This is a genomic window from Pseudoalteromonas sp. BZA4, assembly GCF_040104395.1.
Lineage (GTDB): Bacteria > Pseudomonadota > Gammaproteobacteria > Enterobacterales > Alteromonadaceae > Pseudoalteromonas.
In genome coordinates, this window is record NZ_JBECOT010000046.1 from 17,435 (window position 1) to 32,896 (window position 15,462).

A 15,462-nucleotide genomic window follows, 5' to 3' on the forward strand; every position below is an offset into this window, starting at 1 on the left:
AGTTAAGTGTTACTTGGTGGCAAGTATATGATGCGATTTCTAGTTGTCTGTTTGTTGATGCTTTGCAGCACGCCTGCGTTTGCATCTATTACTGACTATGTCGTCAAACAGTGGAACATCCAAAATGGCTTGCCATCGCAATCTTTAAAAAGCATTGCTCAAGATGAGCAAGGTTATATGTGGCTGGGCACTCAGTTTGGCTTAAGCCGCTTTGATGGTAACACCTTCACTAACTTCAATACGCAAAACAGCGATTTCCTACCAAGTAATGGTATTAATAAGCTCTTAGTTGATAGTACTGGGTTACTTTGGGTTGGTACCAAAAATGGCTTGGTAACACTTGATCCTAAAACCATGATGTCGCAAACCTTTAACGTTAAAGGTCCGGTTCGCGATATTCTTGAAGACTCCAAAGGCAGTATCTGGATAGCAGCCAACGGTCTTTATTATGTTGCTCGAAATCAAGTCACACTAAACCAAAACTCCGCGTTAATTGTACCGGTATCTAATGCTACTGCTATTACGCAAATTGTGGGTTCAGTGAGCCAAATGGCGTTGTCGCCAGAAGGCATTTGGCTGGTCAATGAGCGTCACTTATTGCGTTTAACCAATACCTCTTCTGACTTTGCAAAGTTACGATTAGAGCTGACTGCCAAAGTTTCATTACCTGAGCGTTTAGCACAAACCATTATTCATGACATGGCTTGGCTAGAAGGGAATTTATACCTTGCTTCAGAGCTGGGTGCTTACTTTCTTGATTTAGATGACGAGCTGCGTCCATTCCCACTGCCAAATGCCAGTAATTCTGCCGTTTATAAGTTTATGAGCGACTCAGATGGTGCGCTTTGGATTTCGACCTATGGCCGGCTGTTATTTCGTGATAACTCAGGAGATTGGCAATGGGTTGAGCCAAGTCAGCTCGATCAAAGCATTTGGTTTGCCGATATTTTCCGTGACAATCAAAATAACATTTGGCTGGCAAGCTTCAGTGAAGGCTTATGGCTTGCTCACGAAGGGCGTATTGAACGTCACTCAGCTATCTCAAATATGACCGAAGCGGTGATGGCAATTAGCCAAGCACCTGATGGCAAATTATGGGTGGCTAACCGCAGCGGTGTTGGTTACTTCGATTACAACAAGAATTTTGTAAATCAAATTCCGAGTAACCAGTTTGGTCGAGCAGCAGTGCACGACTTACAGTTTGACGGTGATCGTTTGTACATCGCAACAGGCCGCGGTGTGTTTTATTACGAAAACCAAAACTTGTATACGGTACCGGGGCGAGCGCTGCGTGATAACCCTGTATTCGCAATTAGCCGTTCTAGCAAAGGCGGTTTTTGGCTCGGTACTGGCCGTGGTATGTACCGCTTAAGCTACGGTGGTTTAACACCCTTTGCATACAATGCCTTCTTAAGCAGTAAATTTATTACCTATGTTCTGGATGAGCAAAACTTTGGTTTAATTGGCACCAGTAAAGGGGCTTATTACTTTACCGACCGCGGGATTGAAAAAATTGGCGACCAAACCAGCTTAGAAAGTGCCTACGTTACCAGTATTTTGAATATTGAAGGGGTGGGGATATTAATTGGCTCACTTAACGATGGTTTATTTTATCGCAGTACCAAAGGTCAGTGGCGTCAGTTAGATGCGACAGATGGTCTGCCGTATGGCTCTATTTTTAGTCTTGTTTACGATAAGCAATTAAAACGTATCTGGGTCAGTACCATGAAGGGTGTATACCGCATGCCAGTCGAGCAGTTTGGTACTGATATCGAGAGCTTAAAAGTAGAGCAAGTGATCTCATCGTTCGACCGTCAACTTGATGGTAAAGCAAGTCAGTGTTGTGCTGGTCTGGGTCATGACGCTGTAGCAGATACCGGTAACTCTATTTGGTATCCAAGCCTACAAGGTGTGGTAGAAATACCAAAGAGCGTTGAGCTTTTTGGTGTTCAAGCTCTTAAGCCTCGTATTGAAAGTTTGATCACGCCGCTTCGTCATTTAAGTACGGCTACTTTAGGCAGTAAGCCAGAGCTACATATTGATGAACGCGATGTAACGTTAAAATACACTGCGATTGATTATTATGCCCCTTCAAGTATCGAGTTCCGTTACCGTTTAAGTGGCTTAGACAGTGACTGGCGTTATGCCAATACTCGTCGTGAGGCAATCTATACCAACTTACCACCGGGGTCGTTTTTATTCCAACTTGAAGCAAAGCGCCGTGGTGAAGATTGGCAAAAAGCACGTCGTACTGAGTACAGCTTTGTAGTGCCGCGCCGTTTTGATGAGACTATTTATTTTAGACTCTTGATCACTAGTAGCTTTATTTTACTGTTCTACCTTGTGTTTTGGGTATTTAGAGCGCAAGAGAAACGTAAGCAATTAGCCCTTGAAAGCTTAGTAACAGAACGTACCGTAGAGCTTCGAGAAGCTAACGATAAGCTTAACCAAGTGAATTCACAGCTTAAGCTAGTAAGTCACTCAGATGAGCTTACAGGCCTACGTAGCCGACGCTTCTTGTTTGATCAGCTCCCTAAAGATATCGAACACTTCCAGCGTAACTCGCAGTCATTGCAAGCGCAGGGTAAGTCGCTCGTGCTATTAATAATTAACTTTGATAACTTTAGTCGCATTAATGATGCATATGGCCCGCTTGCTGGCGATAGCTGCTTACAGCAAATGGCGACTTTATTGAATAGCCGTACTCAAGGTTCTGACTATGTTGCACGCTGGAGTGGCGATGAGTTTTTACTCTTACTACGTGATTTCAAACGCACAGCGATAGACAATTATGTGGCCGATTTATGTGAAGCAATTGCAGCAAACCCATTTAGATTACCGAATGGAGAATCGACCACGATTACTGCATCTATTGGCTGGTCTTTCTATCCATTACCTTTACTGGGGGGCCAAGTTATTGGTTGGGAAACCTCAGTTAACCTTGCTGATATCGCACTGCATCAAGTTAAAAAGCGCGGTGGTGATGGTGTAGCAAACATTACCTTTGACGAGCAATTAGATGCCTTTGAATTCGAACAAAGCCACAATGTTGATCAGCAGCTTAGTGCACTACAAGCTAATGGCTTAGCTGATATTAAAATTTGGATGCGATAGGAGCGCCATACCGTGTTTCTGATAGGGCGCATCCTTAGCTATATTTTTATGGCTTTTAACTGTATTTATCGGTAGCTGTATAAGTATTCTGCAACCATTTCTGCGTTGGCAGGAACTGCAGTCTCAAAGCCATAGTAGCTGCCATATTTTGGACGAAGTGCATCCGTTGCTCGTTTTGCTATTTCACCGTACCAAGTTGGTAACATAATGGTGTGTGCATTTATCTTTGCGACATCAACCCCGTACCCAAAAGGTACTTCACCCATAGCTTTAGCTACCTCTTTTTTCAAATCAGCAATAAATTTTAGATGAAAAGCAAAGTCATCATGTGAGCCTATATTGCCATGTCCACCATTGAAAAAATCCCATTTTAATGCGTCTGCTGTTTTTAAGTTTTGCTCTAGATATGTGAAGCGCTCTGAGCCTGCAAAAATCCAAAAAGGAGGTTGATCTGCATTCAGTAAATCAGGGGCATGGAGTACACGTTCATTCACTAAAAGCCAAGCTGAGTGATCATCAGTATGTGCGGCATGTTCGAAGCCATGAAGTTGAACTTCTAAGTCTTCGAACTTAAAAGTATCGTTTGGCCAGTTAAGTACTTTTGTTGGTTTCTTTATGTTACTTCCCAGTAATTCCATTTTCTTATTTGTTGCTTTTGATGCAATAATTTCAGGTTGTTCTTTTTGAGAGTTTTTAAGTAACTTTAATAAATCATCTGCTCCTGAAATATGATCAGCATGGTCATGAGAATAGACAATTGCTGTTATAGGTTTATCGGTAATTGATCGAATAGATTTTAAAATTGGCTCTGCTCTTTGCTCTAATGGATCGAACAAAAGCACACCTTTATCACCGATATAAAAAATCGTGCCGTAGAACCCTGATTGATACCAATAAGTATTCTCTGTGATGCGCTGAAGGATATAAGGTGTTGTCATATTTAAGTTAAATAAATTTGCGACCTTTTCACCTGGAGCAAGAACTTTACTACTAGATTGTAGTACATAGTGAGCACCAACGGTTGAAGGAGCTTCAGCAACAGAACTCACTGCTGCTAAACTTGTAGATAATAAACTGAATAGAAATACTGATTTAGTAAAGCTATTTTTTATAGACATAATAGTCTCCGTTTGTTTTTATTGTCCTAATTTTGTGCGATTGTATAGAGCGTTAATCTGTTGATAAACTGCATATTAGTTAATTAACTATTGCGCAACTTGAGATAATGGATCGAATAACAGCTGCAAAAGTGTTTATTGAAATAACTGAGCAGGGTAGCTTTACAAAGGCTGCAGCTAAACTAAATATGTCAACAGCAATGGTAAGTCGCTACTTATCTGAATTAGAGCAATGGTTCGGTACACGATTAATGCATCGAACTACCCGCGTGATAAGTTTGACGGAAGCTGGAACTGCAACTTTACCAGCGTGTCGTAAGATGCTTATGGCTGTTGCTGAAGCAAAGAACTTAGTCATTGAACAAACGAAAAAAGCCAAAGGTGTTCTTAGGGTTGCGACTTCTGGCTCATTTGCGGACGCATACCTTGTTTCTGCCTTAGTTGAGTTTCAAAAGCTACATCCGGAAATAGAAATTAGTTTATCTGTTGGCCATACATTATCTAATCTAGTAGAGGATAGGATTGATTTAGCTGTAAGAGTTACTAATACACTCGATCCAACTATGATTGCTGTTCCTTTAACGTTATGTAATTCGGTCATGTGTGCTGCGCCTGAATACCTTGAAAAATATGGATCGCCTACTTCTTTAGAGGAATTAAGTGAACATAGATGTGTTGCTCATTTTTCTGGCTCGCGCAAAAACTATCGCTTCATTAAAGGTGAAGATATTATAGAAGTGCCAGTAAAAAGGTACTTTGAAAGTAACGAAACTAATGTAATAACACGGGCTGTTTTGAGTGGGGCTGGAGTAGGAATGTTGCCTACATTTTATGTAGGAAAGCATCTTAAATCAGGCAAGCTCGTTAGGATATTACCCCAATTCCAGCCAGAACCCCTCGGTATTTATGCAATTTACCTGAGCCGTCATCACCAACCCTTGTCTTTAAGGTTACTTGTTGAATTTCTTAAATTGCAGTTTAAAGATGCAGCAGCACCTTTGGATCACGAGTTAGGAGTTATTCCCAGTGGGGTAGAGAACAAAAAGGAGCCTTAAGGCTCCTTTATAGTGAATGCTGTTTGGCTTAAGCCATGAACTTTTTGATGCTAGTTAAAATACCATTTGCATCTAGGCCCATTTCGGCGTGCATTTCATCTTGCGTACCATGCTTAATAAACTCATCTGGAATACCTAAGTTTAAGATAGTCACATCCGCTTTGATTGCAGCTAAGTATTCATTCACAGCAGAACCAGCACCGCCAGCAATGGCGTTGTCTTCTAGGGTAACAATGACATCATGGCTGCTGAGTAATTTACTGATAGCGTCAGTATCAAGAGGCTTGATAAAGCGCATATCAATGACTGTTGCGTTAAGCTCATCAGCGGCTACTTTGGCGTTCTCTAACAGCGTACCAAACGACAAGATGGCCACTTTATTACCTTGTTTGATACTACGCGCTTTACCGATTTCAATCGCGCTCATTGTTGATTCAACCTCACACGTGCCGGCACTACCACGTGGGTAACGAACAGCAACTGGTTGATTGCATTGGTAGCCAGTGTAAAGCATTTGGCGGCACTCGTTAGTGTCGCTAGGCGCCATGATAATCATATTAGGAATACAGCGCATAAAGCTTAAGTCATAGGCGCCTTGGTGAGTTTCACCATCAGCACCAACAATACCGGCACGGTCAATAGCAAATAAAACGGGTAAGTTTTGTAATGCTACATCGTGGATAAGTTGGTCGTACGCACGTTGTAAAAAGCTTGAATAAATAGCAACAACAGGCTTCAACCCTTCACAAGCAAGACCAGCTGCAAGCGTTACAGCATGTTGCTCAGCAATTGCTACATCAAAGTATTGCGCTGGGTACTCTTTAGAAAAACGTACCATGCCTGAGCCTTCACGCATGGCAGGGGTAATTGCCATTAGCTTGTCGTCTTGAGCTGCAATATCGCATAACCAGTCACCAAACACATTTGAGAATGTGGCAGCGCCAGGTTTAGATTTTGGTAATTTTGACATGCTCGGATCAAATTTTGGTACGCCGTGGTAACCAATTGGATCCGCTTCGGCAGGCTTATAACCTTTACCTTTTTGCGTTTTAATATGTAGTAATTGCGGGCCTTTAAGGTTACGCATATTACGTAAGGTATCTACCATCATATTAACATCATGACCATCAATTGGGCCGATGTAGTTTAGGCCTAATTCTTCAAAGAACGTGCCTGGAATAACCATACCTTTTAAGTGTTCTTCCATGCGGCTAGCAAGTTCTTTCACTGGCGGTAAACCAGAAAGAAGCTTTTTACTGCCTTCACGAATATTGGTGTAGAAACTACCAGATAAAATACGGGCAAAGTGATTGTTTAGTGCACCTACGTTTTCTGAAATCGACATTTCATTATCGTTTAAGATAATTAACACGTTAGGGTTTACATCACCCATGTGATTCATTGCTTCAAATGCCATACCCGCCGTAATTGCACCATCGCCAATAACCGCTACAGTTTTACGATCTTTACCTTCTTTTTCAGCGGCAATGGCCATGCCTAAGGCTGCTGAAATTGAGGTGCTCGAATGGCCTACACTGAAAGTGTCGTAAGGGCTTTCTTCACGGAATGGGAAAGGGTGCAAACCGTCTTTTTGACGAATAGTATGCATTTGGTCACGGCGACCCGTTAAGATTTTGTGCGGGTATGCTTGATGACCCACATCCCATACTAAACGATCTTCAGGAGTGTTATAAACATAATGCAGCGCAACGGTTAGTTCAACAGTGCCTAAACCTGATGCTAGATGACCACTACTTTGCGAAACCGAGTTAAGTAGGTATTCGCGTAACTCTTTACTAAACGCAGGTAACTTGTCTTGCGCTAAATCACGCAGTTGTGCTGGTTCGTCAACCAAACTTAATAATGGATACTTGCTACTATCAAGTGTCATGATTTTTTATACATCCTTCGCTAACCAGAGTGCATTATAGCCCATTGCCGCTCTGATTTTTTAGTTATTTTGTCTTTCTTTTTTTGGCATTAATAATTACGTTCAACGATATAGCTAGCAAGGCTCGCCAGTTCACTGGTGTCGTAATCAATTGCCTCAAGAGCTTGATGAGCTTGAGCCAGTAAATCTTGTGCTTTTTGCTTTGCGCCAGCCATACCTAGTAAAGCAGGGTAAGTTGCTTTATTAGCTGCAATATCTGAGCCTTGTGGCTTACCTAATGTTTCAGTATCAGCTTCAACATCAAGGATATCGTCTTGTACCTGAAAAGCCAGTCCTATTGCTTGGCCAAATAGGTTTAATTGCGCGAGAGTATGTTCATCACAGTTTTTTGCACTCAATGCACCGAGTGTAATAGCACAATTAAGCAAGGCGCCTGTTTTTAGCTGATGAATGCGCTCCAGCTGTTCAACAGTAATTTGTTTATCGGTTTGTTTATCGGTCGCTTCGATATCCAGTGCTTGCCCACCTACCATACCCTCAATACCTGAGGCTTTGCTTAACGAGGCTATCATTTTTACTTGTTGCGTAGCTGAAACTGCAAATTGATGGTTAGCGATTAAATCAAATGCCAGTGTTTGTAATGCATCTCCGGCAAGTATGGCTTGCGCTTCGCCGTAGACAATATGACAAGTAGGGCGGCCACGTCTTAAGTCATCATCATCCATGGCAGGTAAGTCATCATGGACTAAAGAGTAGCTATGAATACACTCAATAGCGGCAGCAAGAATATCAAGATCGGCTTTATCTGCGCCCATCATTCGACCCGTTGCGTATACAAGGTATGGACGTAAGCGCTTACCACCATTTAAAACACCGTAATGGGTGGCTTCTTTGATGGTTTTTTCGGTATTAAGTGGTCGTTCGAAATAGCGATTTAAATGTGCTTCAACGTCTTCACGAGCGCGTTGTAGTTGTTCTTTTAATTGCACTTAATTAGTCCAAGTTTGAATCAAAATTGCTAAGAGGAGCTTGGCTATCGTTACCCATTAAAATGGCAACTTTTTGTTCGGCTTGCTGTAACTTACCAGACGAAGCATTCGCCAGTGCAATGCCGCGTTCAAATTGTTTTAGCGATTGTTCTAGTGACAATTCACCTTGCTCCATTTGTGCAACAATTTGAGATAATTCATCCAGCGCTTCTTCAAAGCTTAAGTTTTCTGGTTTCTTTGTTGCCATTGTGGCCTCGATAGCTGTTAGAAAGTGAGGCCAATTTTAGGGGGAATGCTAAACTAGGTCAAAGAATGATGTGTTTTTTTACGCATAATCCATTTTCAATATGCTATTTTTACGGTTTTAGATACAGCTTAAACTTGTAGCTTAAAAATCTTACATTAAAATAAAATTAATTCATTTAATGATTTAAGTATTTCAACTGCTTGCCGATAAGCAGTTAATAATAAAAATTTGATACCTGAGGGTGTCGTGTAATTGTTCCTCTGGAGGGGTATGTGGATTTAGCAACCATAATAGGTATTCTTGGTGCCATAGGCTTAATTGCTATGTCGATGGTGTTAAGTAGTGACGGCCAAGTTGCAATGTTTTACAACACGCCTTCGGTGGTCATTGTATTTGGTGGTTCGATTTTTATCGTATTATCAAACTTCACTATGGGGCAATTTTTGGGCATAGGTAAAGTCGCTGCAAAAGCCTTTATGTTCAAAATCGAATCTCCAGAAGAGTTAATTGAAAAAGCAGTAGAATTAGCTGACTCAGCACGTAAAGGTGGTTTCTTAGCATTAGAAGAAGCCGAAATCCCCAACGGTTTTATGCGTAAAGGGGTCGATATGTTAGTGGATGGTCATGATGCTGATGTTGTTCGTGCCACCCTACAAAAAGATATTTCTCTTACTGCTAACCGTCATGAACTAGGGGCCGGGTTATTCAAATCACTTGCCGATATCGCTCCTGCAATGGGGATGATCGGTACGCTAATCGGTTTGGTTGCTATGTTATCAAACATGGATGACCCAAAAGCAATCGGCCCTGCTATGGCGGTTGCACTTTTAACTACTCTCTATGGTGCGTTCTTAGCAAACGTTGTTGCTATTCCAATTCAGGTAAAACTAGAGCTACGTAAAGACGAGGAAGCACTTAACCAGCGTTTGATTCTCGACGCGGTACTGGGTATTCAAGATGGTCAAAACCCGAAAGTAATTGAAGGTATCTTGAAAAACTACTTAGCCGAATCAAAACGTAAAGTTGATACCGAGGAGTAGGGTATGTCAGATCAAGAGTGCAAATGTCCACCTCCAGGTTTACCCGCCTGGATGGGAACCTTCGCAGATTTAATGTCATTATTAATGTGCTTCTTTGTACTCTTGCTTGCCTTCTCAGAAATGGACGTACTGAAGTTTAAGCAAGTTGCCGGCTCTATGAAGTTTGCTTTCGGTGTACAAAATAAAATTGAAGTAAAAGATATTCCAAAAGGAACCTCGGTCATTGCCATGGAGTTTACTCCGGGTAAACCTGAACCCACTCCTATTGAGACAATTCAACAACAAACCGTAGAAATGACACAACAAATGCTTGAGTTTCAAGCTGGTGATGAAAGCTCTGCCGGTGGTCGACAAGAACAGCGCGGCAATAAACGTGGTGGTGAATCGCAAAGTACGGCGCAGCAACAAGCTTTAGAACAGTCAATTTCAGCAGCTGATCAAGAACAAACAAATGAACTTGTGAAGAAAATTGCCCAGCAACTAGAACAACAAATTATGGATGGTGCGATTGAGCTTGAGTCATTAGGCCAGCAAATTATTATTCGCATTCGTGAGAATGGTTCATTCCCATCAGGTAGTGCATTTTTACAACCAAAATTTAAACCTATTATTCGTGATATTGCTACGCTGTTAAAAGATGTGCCGGGTGAAATAACCGTGTCAGGGCACACTGATGACTTCCAAGTATCGAATGAGCTTTATACTAACAACTGGGATTTATCATCAAAGCGTGCGGTGGCAGTTGCTAGTGAAATGGAAAAAGCGCCAGGTTTTGATAAGTCTCGTATGATGGTTGTAGGTCACGCAGAAACCAGACCCCTTGTACCGAATGTGACCGATGAAGACCGTAGGCGAAATCGCCGTGTTGAAATCTCTATCATGCAAGGCAAAGCACACGAATCTGACCCTATTGATGTAAGGCCATAAATCAATTAAAGTGAAACTTCATTAACACATGTAATGGAGTATAAAAATGAAAAAAGTTGATAAATATAGCTATATGCCTGGTAATGGTGATGGCGACGATGATGGTAAAACAGAATAAGGTTCGTTAATTTTGCCTGATTGGTTTGTATATATCATCTCAATTTTGAGTAATAGCTGGGTGTTCATTCTGAGCCCAGCTATTTTCGTTTTCTACCTCCGTAAAGATTGGCAGGCATTCCACTTCACCGTAATAACAGCATGTTTCTTTTTATACGGTACCTTAATTCATGGCAGTTTACGTGAATTTGATGACATTTATATCTGGCGCTATGTAGTCTGGGCTTTTAATGATATTGCTTGGATGGCAATCATTGCTTACTTAGGTATTAAAGATAAAGTCTACTTATGGCAAAGTGTTTTAGGGCAGTTGGTTGTGATAATGGCGCCCATTTTACAGTTGTTCCGTTTAGTTGACCGCCACCTTTGGGATTTGTCATACAGCACTTATATGTACAAGACCCTGCTACCGCTAATCAATATTGGTACTGTGGTCGTCTGTTACCTACCGCTTATCTACCTCTTTACTCGACGAAGCCAGCAAGCATAAGGCGTTTCTTCGTTAAAAATCCTGTGCTAGACTACTGTTTATAAAAACAGTATTTAGTGTTGCGTTATGAAACTTTACATTGCCGAAAAGCCATCCTTGGCGCGAGCCATTGCAGATGCTCTGCCAAAACCACAAAAAAAGCATGATGGCTATATAGAGCTAGGTAATGGTGATTGTGTCTCTTGGTGTATTGGTCATTTGCTTGAACAAGCAGAACCCGATGACTACGATGCAAGTTTTAAAAAGTGGCGGTTTGAGCATTTACCTATCGTGCCTGAACAATGGCAATTAAAACCTAAAGCAAAAACGCGTAAACAACTTACTGTATTAAAAAAGCTAATCAAGCAGGCAAATATAATAGTTCATGCTGGCGATCCTGATCGCGAAGGCCAGCTATTGGTTGATGAAGTGATCGAACAGGTTAAACTTAGCCAAGCCAAAAAACAGCAAATTCAACGACTCTTGATCAGCGACTTAAACTTAAGTGCAGTTAAAAAAGCGCTGAATAATTTAAAATCTAATCGCGATTTTATTTCATTGAGTGTATCTGCTTTAGCTCGCTCACGTGCCGATTGGCTATTTGGCATGAATTTAACTCGCGCTTATACGCTTGCTGGGCAAAAAGCTGGGTTTGGTAATGTGTTATCTGTTGGGCGTGTTCAAACTCCTATTTTAGGTCTAGTTGTAAATCGTGATAATGAAATCGCTAATTTTGTAGCAAAACCTTTTTATGAAGTAATAGCTCATCTTGAAACTCAGCAGCAGCAAGCATTTTCTGCAAAGTGGCAGCCAAGTAAAGCATGTGAACCTTATCAAGATGAAGAAGGGCGAGTATTGCATAGAGGGCTTGCTGAAAATGTAGTGTCACGCATAACTAATCAACCGGCTAAAATAGTTGAGCTTGAACAAAAGCAAAAAAAGCAACAAGCGCCACTGCCTTATAACTTGTCGGCTTTGCAAATTGATGCGGCAAAGGCGTTTTCAATGCCAGCACAAAAGGTGCTAGATACCTGTCAAAGCTTGTATGAGCGTCATAAGTTAATTACGTACCCTCGTTCAGATAACCGCTATTTACCAAAAGAGCATCATAAAGATGCAGCGAGTATTATTGCTGCCATCGCCAATAATGAAGGTCAAGCAAGTGAAGCTTGTAAGCAAGCTGATACCAGTAAGCGGAGTAAATGTTTTAATGACAGCAAAGTGGCAGCTCACCACGCTATCGTTCCTACCGAAAAACAGCTTCGCTCAGCATCGTTAAATAGTGATGAGCAAAAAATCTATCGCTTGATCTGTCGTCATTATTTAATCCAGTTTTATCCAGACTATGTTTTTAATGAAACCAAAGTAACGGTCGAAATTGCGGGTGGGCTTTTTAAAGCTGCTGCTAAACAAGATGTTAGCTTAGGCTTTAAAACATTAATGGGCAAAACAGAGTTAAAAGATGAGCAAACCTTACCGTCACTTGAAAAAGGTCAGCCGCTGCATTGCACTCAAGGTGAAGTGGTAGACAAAATGACGACACCGCCAGCGCATTTTACTGATGCTACCTTATTGAGTGCTATGACAGGCATCAGCCGCTATGTGAAAGACCCAGAAATTAAAAAGATCCTCAAAGAAACCGACGGCTTAGGCACTGAGGCTACACGGGCTGGTATTCTTGAGCTTTTATTTAAACGCCGCTTTTTAGAGCGTCAGGGTAAAAACATTCTAGCTACCGCAACAGGTAAAGCTCTTATAAGTACATTACCAGAGCAGCTTGCTAGCCCTGACTTAACAGCTAAGTGGGAAGCATCGTTAGGTAATATAGCTGAGCAACATATGAGTTATCAGCAATTTTTAACGCCATTGTTGGCAGAGTTACATGCTTTAGTTGAGCAAGCTAAGCAGTGCGACAGCCAAGTCTTTGCTCAGTTACCAAAAACGCCGCAAAAGCGACGTTTTAAAAGAAAAGCTAAGCCCAGAGCCAAGTCAGCCTAAACTACTTTTTGTTGAATAGGGCAACCGCGGCGTTACTCATTGCTGTAATCCCTGTAGGAAGCGCCTTCTTGTAATCAGGTGCAAACTTACTTGAGTGTAATGAAGGTAATGTTGCGCCAGATTGCATTGCTGCATCATATTGACTCGGTTCAACACCGCCTAACCAAAACAAAGTAATTGGCACGTGCTGTTCTGTACGACCGTATAAACCAAAGTCTTCACCAGCCATTACAGCTTCAGTTTCAAGTACATTGTCTTCACCAATAGCATTAGCAATTGCTGAACGCACTATGTTGGTTTGAGCTGGATTGTTATAAGTCGAAGGAATTGACTCATCTTCATGCACATATACTTCAGGTGCTAAGCTTTCATCAAGTCCTGCACTTAATGCAATACCTTTAGAAATTCGTTTAATCGCTGCGATTTGTTGTAAGCGAACTTCAGGGTTATAACTACGCAATGTAAGTTGTAGTTTTACTTCATCAGAAATGACATTGTGTTTAGAGCCACCATGAATTGAGCCAACGGTAATCACTGACGGTTCAAGTGGTGACAATTCGCGACTAGTAATAGTTTGCAGTGCCAGCACAAAACGTGAAGCAATCACAACAGGGTCGATTGTTGTATGTGGATAGGCACCGTGACCGCCTTTACCCTTTACAGTAATATCAACAGAGTCAACACTTGCCATCGTATATTCAGTTTTCATGCTAACTTTACCAGCAGGAACACTCGCACTTACATGTAAACCAATAACATGGTCTGGAGTAGGGTACTTAGTAAAAAGCCCTTCTTTAAGCATTGCTTTTGCACCACCGCCAACTTCCTCTGCAGGTTGTGCGACCATCATTAGCGTACCTTGCCACTGATCTTTATGTGTCATTAACTGTTGTGCTGTACCAATAAATGAACTCATGTGAATATCATGACCACAACCATGCATTACGCCAACGGTTGCACCAGCATCATTTGTTATAGTCACCTTAGAAGCGTAAGGTTTTCCTGTTTGCTCAACAATTGGTAATCCATCAGTATCTGTGCGGATCATTACTGTAGGGCCGTCACCGTTTTTATAAATACCAACAACGCCGTAACCACCTACATTATCAGTAACAGTAAAGCCCAGCTGTTTTAATTGCTTTGCTAGCTTTTGGCCAGTTTGTTTTTCGTGGTAAGACAGCTCGGGAGATTGATGTAAATCTAAATAAAGCTTTTCAATCTCAGGCATAGTTTTTTGAAGGTTTAAATCGAGCGTTGTTGCTTGTGCTAATGGACTAAGAAGTAATAAAGCTGCAGAAATAGCAGATAATTTCATAATGACCTCGACCCGTGGGGCTTGTAATTGTTATGTTTGCCACTATATAAAAGCTTAAATACTTATATAGTGCAATCGATCAAATGAATAATATGATAAAACTTACCCAGCAAAATTTGCAGCAAGCATTGGGTGAAACGTCCGCTGAAAAGCTAGTGCTACTTACTTTTTACTCTGCGCAAAACCCAGAATGTCATCAGCAAGCTGCAATTTTAGAGAAAATAGCAAATGAGTATGGTGAGCATTTATTAGTAGCGACATTAGATTGTGATGTTGAGCAAGCCCTTGCAGGGCAACTTGCGCAGCAAATTGGTTTACAAGCATTACCTACGCTTGTGATGTTAAAAGATTCAGCGCCTGTCGATATGTTACCGGGTGCTCAAACAGAACAGCAAATTCGCGATGCGCTAGCCAAACATTTACCAGCTCAACACGAGTTATTACTAGAGCAAGCTAAGCAAGCGTTAATTAATCAAGATTTAAATAATGCTTTTAACTATGCAAAGCAGGCTTATGAGCTTGATCCAAACCATACACGTGTAAAGTTAGTTTTAGCTGATATCTGTATTCAAATTCATAAATTAGAAGATGCACAAGCATTATTAGATTCGGTTGCAGAAAACGAACGTGATGCGTATTTCACAAATATTCAAGCAAAGTGTGAACAAGCATTAGCTGCAACAGATTCACCTGAAATAAAAGCACTGCAGGATAAAGTTGAAAAATATCCAAATGATTTAGAGATAAAAGTAGAACTAAGTAATGCTCTTAATAGTGCGGGTCGTAAAGAAGAAGCTTTAGAGATGTTATTTAATGTACTTAAAAAAGATCTTAACTACGCAGATGCAAAACCAACCTATCTAGAAATTATCGCTTCTTTACCTGATGGCGATGCCTTGGCATCTAAGTATCGTCGTAAGCTATATAGTATCTTGTACTAATTAAGAGTTGATTGATAAAAGCGCCACTAAAAATAGTGGCGCTTTTTTTATTTAAAAACTTGCGTATTACCTATTATCGATAATACTTAAGATCCTCTCGAGAAAAGTTGACTGCCCGAATTCAGATAATAAGTGCACCACTCATGGTTAAACGGTGAGAAGAGATCAACTGCCTGTTGGTGGTACTCTATCGTCGCCAAACAAACAGAAGCATTTACCATGAGTTACAAGCAGTTGATCG

General features: G+C 41.2%; 12 protein-coding genes. 7 read left to right on the top strand and 5 right to left on the bottom strand.

Going from position 1 to position 15,462, the window contains the following annotated elements:
* Positions 1-27 precede the first annotated feature (27 nt).
* Positions 28-3,114, top strand: coding sequence for a ligand-binding sensor domain-containing diguanylate cyclase (locus tag ABMY41_RS16195; protein ID WP_251603874.1), 3,087 nt, complete (start codon positions 28-30; stop codon positions 3,112-3,114).
* Positions 3,115-3,179: 65 nt separating this feature from the next.
* Here ABMY41_RS16195 and ABMY41_RS16200 read toward each other — a convergent pair whose 3' ends face one another.
* Entirely contained in the window at positions 3,180-4,232 is a 1,053-nt protein-coding gene (locus ABMY41_RS16200; RefSeq protein WP_349275435.1) for an MBL fold metallo-hydrolase, read from the bottom strand.
* 107 nt (positions 4,233-4,339) lie between these two features.
* On the opposite strand from ABMY41_RS16200, the gene ABMY41_RS16205 reads away from it, so the two are divergent.
* A complete protein-coding gene (locus tag ABMY41_RS16205; protein ID WP_349275437.1) occupies positions 4,340-5,287 on the top strand; it encodes a LysR family transcriptional regulator in 948 nt (315 codons plus the stop codon).
* Positions 5,288-5,315: 28 nt separating this feature from the next.
* Here ABMY41_RS16205 and dxs read toward each other — a convergent pair whose 3' ends face one another.
* The 3 genes from dxs to xseB all read right to left on the bottom strand — a co-directional run bounded on the left by dxs (position 5,316) and on the right by xseB (position 8,414).
* A complete protein-coding gene (dxs, locus tag ABMY41_RS16210) occupies positions 5,316-7,178 on the bottom strand; it encodes a 1-deoxy-D-xylulose-5-phosphate synthase (RefSeq protein ID WP_289098267.1) in 1,863 nt (620 codons plus the stop codon).
* Between the two features lie 89 nt (positions 7,179-7,267).
* Entirely contained in the window at positions 7,268-8,167 is a 900-nt protein-coding gene (gene ispA / locus ABMY41_RS16215; protein WP_349275439.1) for a (2E,6E)-farnesyl diphosphate synthase, read from the bottom strand.
* Positions 8,168-8,171: 4 nt separating this feature from the next.
* Complete coding sequence (gene xseB, locus ABMY41_RS16220; protein WP_054552565.1) at positions 8,172-8,414, bottom strand: exodeoxyribonuclease VII small subunit; 243 nt, start codon at positions 8,412-8,414, stop codon at positions 8,172-8,174.
* Positions 8,415-8,686: 272 nt separating this feature from the next.
* On the opposite strand from xseB, the gene pomA reads away from it, so the two are divergent.
* The 4 genes from pomA to ABMY41_RS16240 all read left to right on the top strand — a co-directional run bounded on the left by pomA (position 8,687) and on the right by ABMY41_RS16240 (position 12,965).
* On the top strand, positions 8,687-9,454 hold the full coding sequence (gene pomA / locus ABMY41_RS16225; RefSeq protein ID WP_054552564.1) for a flagellar motor protein PomA: 768 nt from the start codon (positions 8,687-8,689) through the stop codon (positions 9,452-9,454).
* A 3-nt stretch (positions 9,455-9,457) separates the two neighbouring features.
* A complete protein-coding gene (locus ABMY41_RS16230) occupies positions 9,458-10,381 on the top strand; it encodes a flagellar motor protein MotB (RefSeq protein WP_349275442.1) in 924 nt (307 codons plus the stop codon).
* Positions 10,382-10,511: 130 nt separating this feature from the next.
* Positions 10,512-10,988: a hypothetical protein gene (locus ABMY41_RS16235; protein ID WP_252950735.1), complete on the top strand. Its 477-nt coding sequence runs from the start codon at positions 10,512-10,514 to the stop codon at positions 10,986-10,988.
* Between the two features lie 66 nt (positions 10,989-11,054).
* Entirely contained in the window at positions 11,055-12,965 is a 1,911-nt protein-coding gene (locus tag ABMY41_RS16240; protein ID WP_349275444.1) for a DNA topoisomerase III, read from the top strand.
* 1 nt (position 12,966) lies between these two features.
* Here the strand turns inward: ABMY41_RS16240 and ABMY41_RS16245 are convergent, their stop codons facing one another.
* Positions 12,967-14,280: an amidohydrolase gene (locus ABMY41_RS16245; protein WP_349275445.1), complete on the bottom strand. Its 1,314-nt coding sequence runs from the start codon at positions 14,278-14,280 to the stop codon at positions 12,967-12,969.
* Between the two features lie 83 nt (positions 14,281-14,363).
* On the opposite strand from ABMY41_RS16245, the gene ABMY41_RS16250 reads away from it, so the two are divergent.
* Entirely contained in the window at positions 14,364-15,221 is an 858-nt protein-coding gene (locus tag ABMY41_RS16250; protein WP_248529169.1) for a tetratricopeptide repeat protein, read from the top strand.
* Positions 15,222-15,462: the final 241 nt, after the last annotated feature.

Excerpts from the sequence above, each read along its gene's own strand:
- ABMY41_RS16200 (WP_349275435.1), bottom strand. The coding sequence starts at position 4,232 with ATGTCTATAAAAAATAGCTTTACTAAATCAGTATTTCTATTCAGTTTA.
- ABMY41_RS16240 (WP_349275444.1), top strand. The coding sequence starts at position 11,055 with ATGAAACTTTACATTGCCGAAAAGCCATCCTTGGCGCGAGCCATTGCA.
- ABMY41_RS16205 (WP_349275437.1), top strand. The coding sequence starts at position 4,340 with ATGGATCGAATAACAGCTGCAAAAGTGTTTATTGAAATAACTGAGCAG.
- ABMY41_RS16195 (WP_251603874.1), top strand. The coding sequence starts at position 28 with ATGATGCGATTTCTAGTTGTCTGTTTGTTGATGCTTTGCAGCACGCCT.
- ABMY41_RS16250 (WP_248529169.1), top strand. The coding sequence starts at position 14,364 with ATGAATAATATGATAAAACTTACCCAGCAAAATTTGCAGCAAGCATTG.
- ABMY41_RS16230 (WP_349275442.1), top strand. The coding sequence starts at position 9,458 with ATGTCAGATCAAGAGTGCAAATGTCCACCTCCAGGTTTACCCGCCTGG.
- ABMY41_RS16245 (WP_349275445.1), bottom strand. The coding sequence starts at position 14,280 with ATGAAATTATCTGCTATTTCTGCAGCTTTATTACTTCTTAGTCCATTA.
- dxs (WP_289098267.1), bottom strand. The coding sequence starts at position 7,178 with ATGACACTTGATAGTAGCAAGTATCCATTATTAAGTTTGGTTGACGAA.
- xseB (WP_054552565.1), bottom strand. The coding sequence starts at position 8,414 with ATGGCAACAAAGAAACCAGAAAACTTAAGCTTTGAAGAAGCGCTGGAT.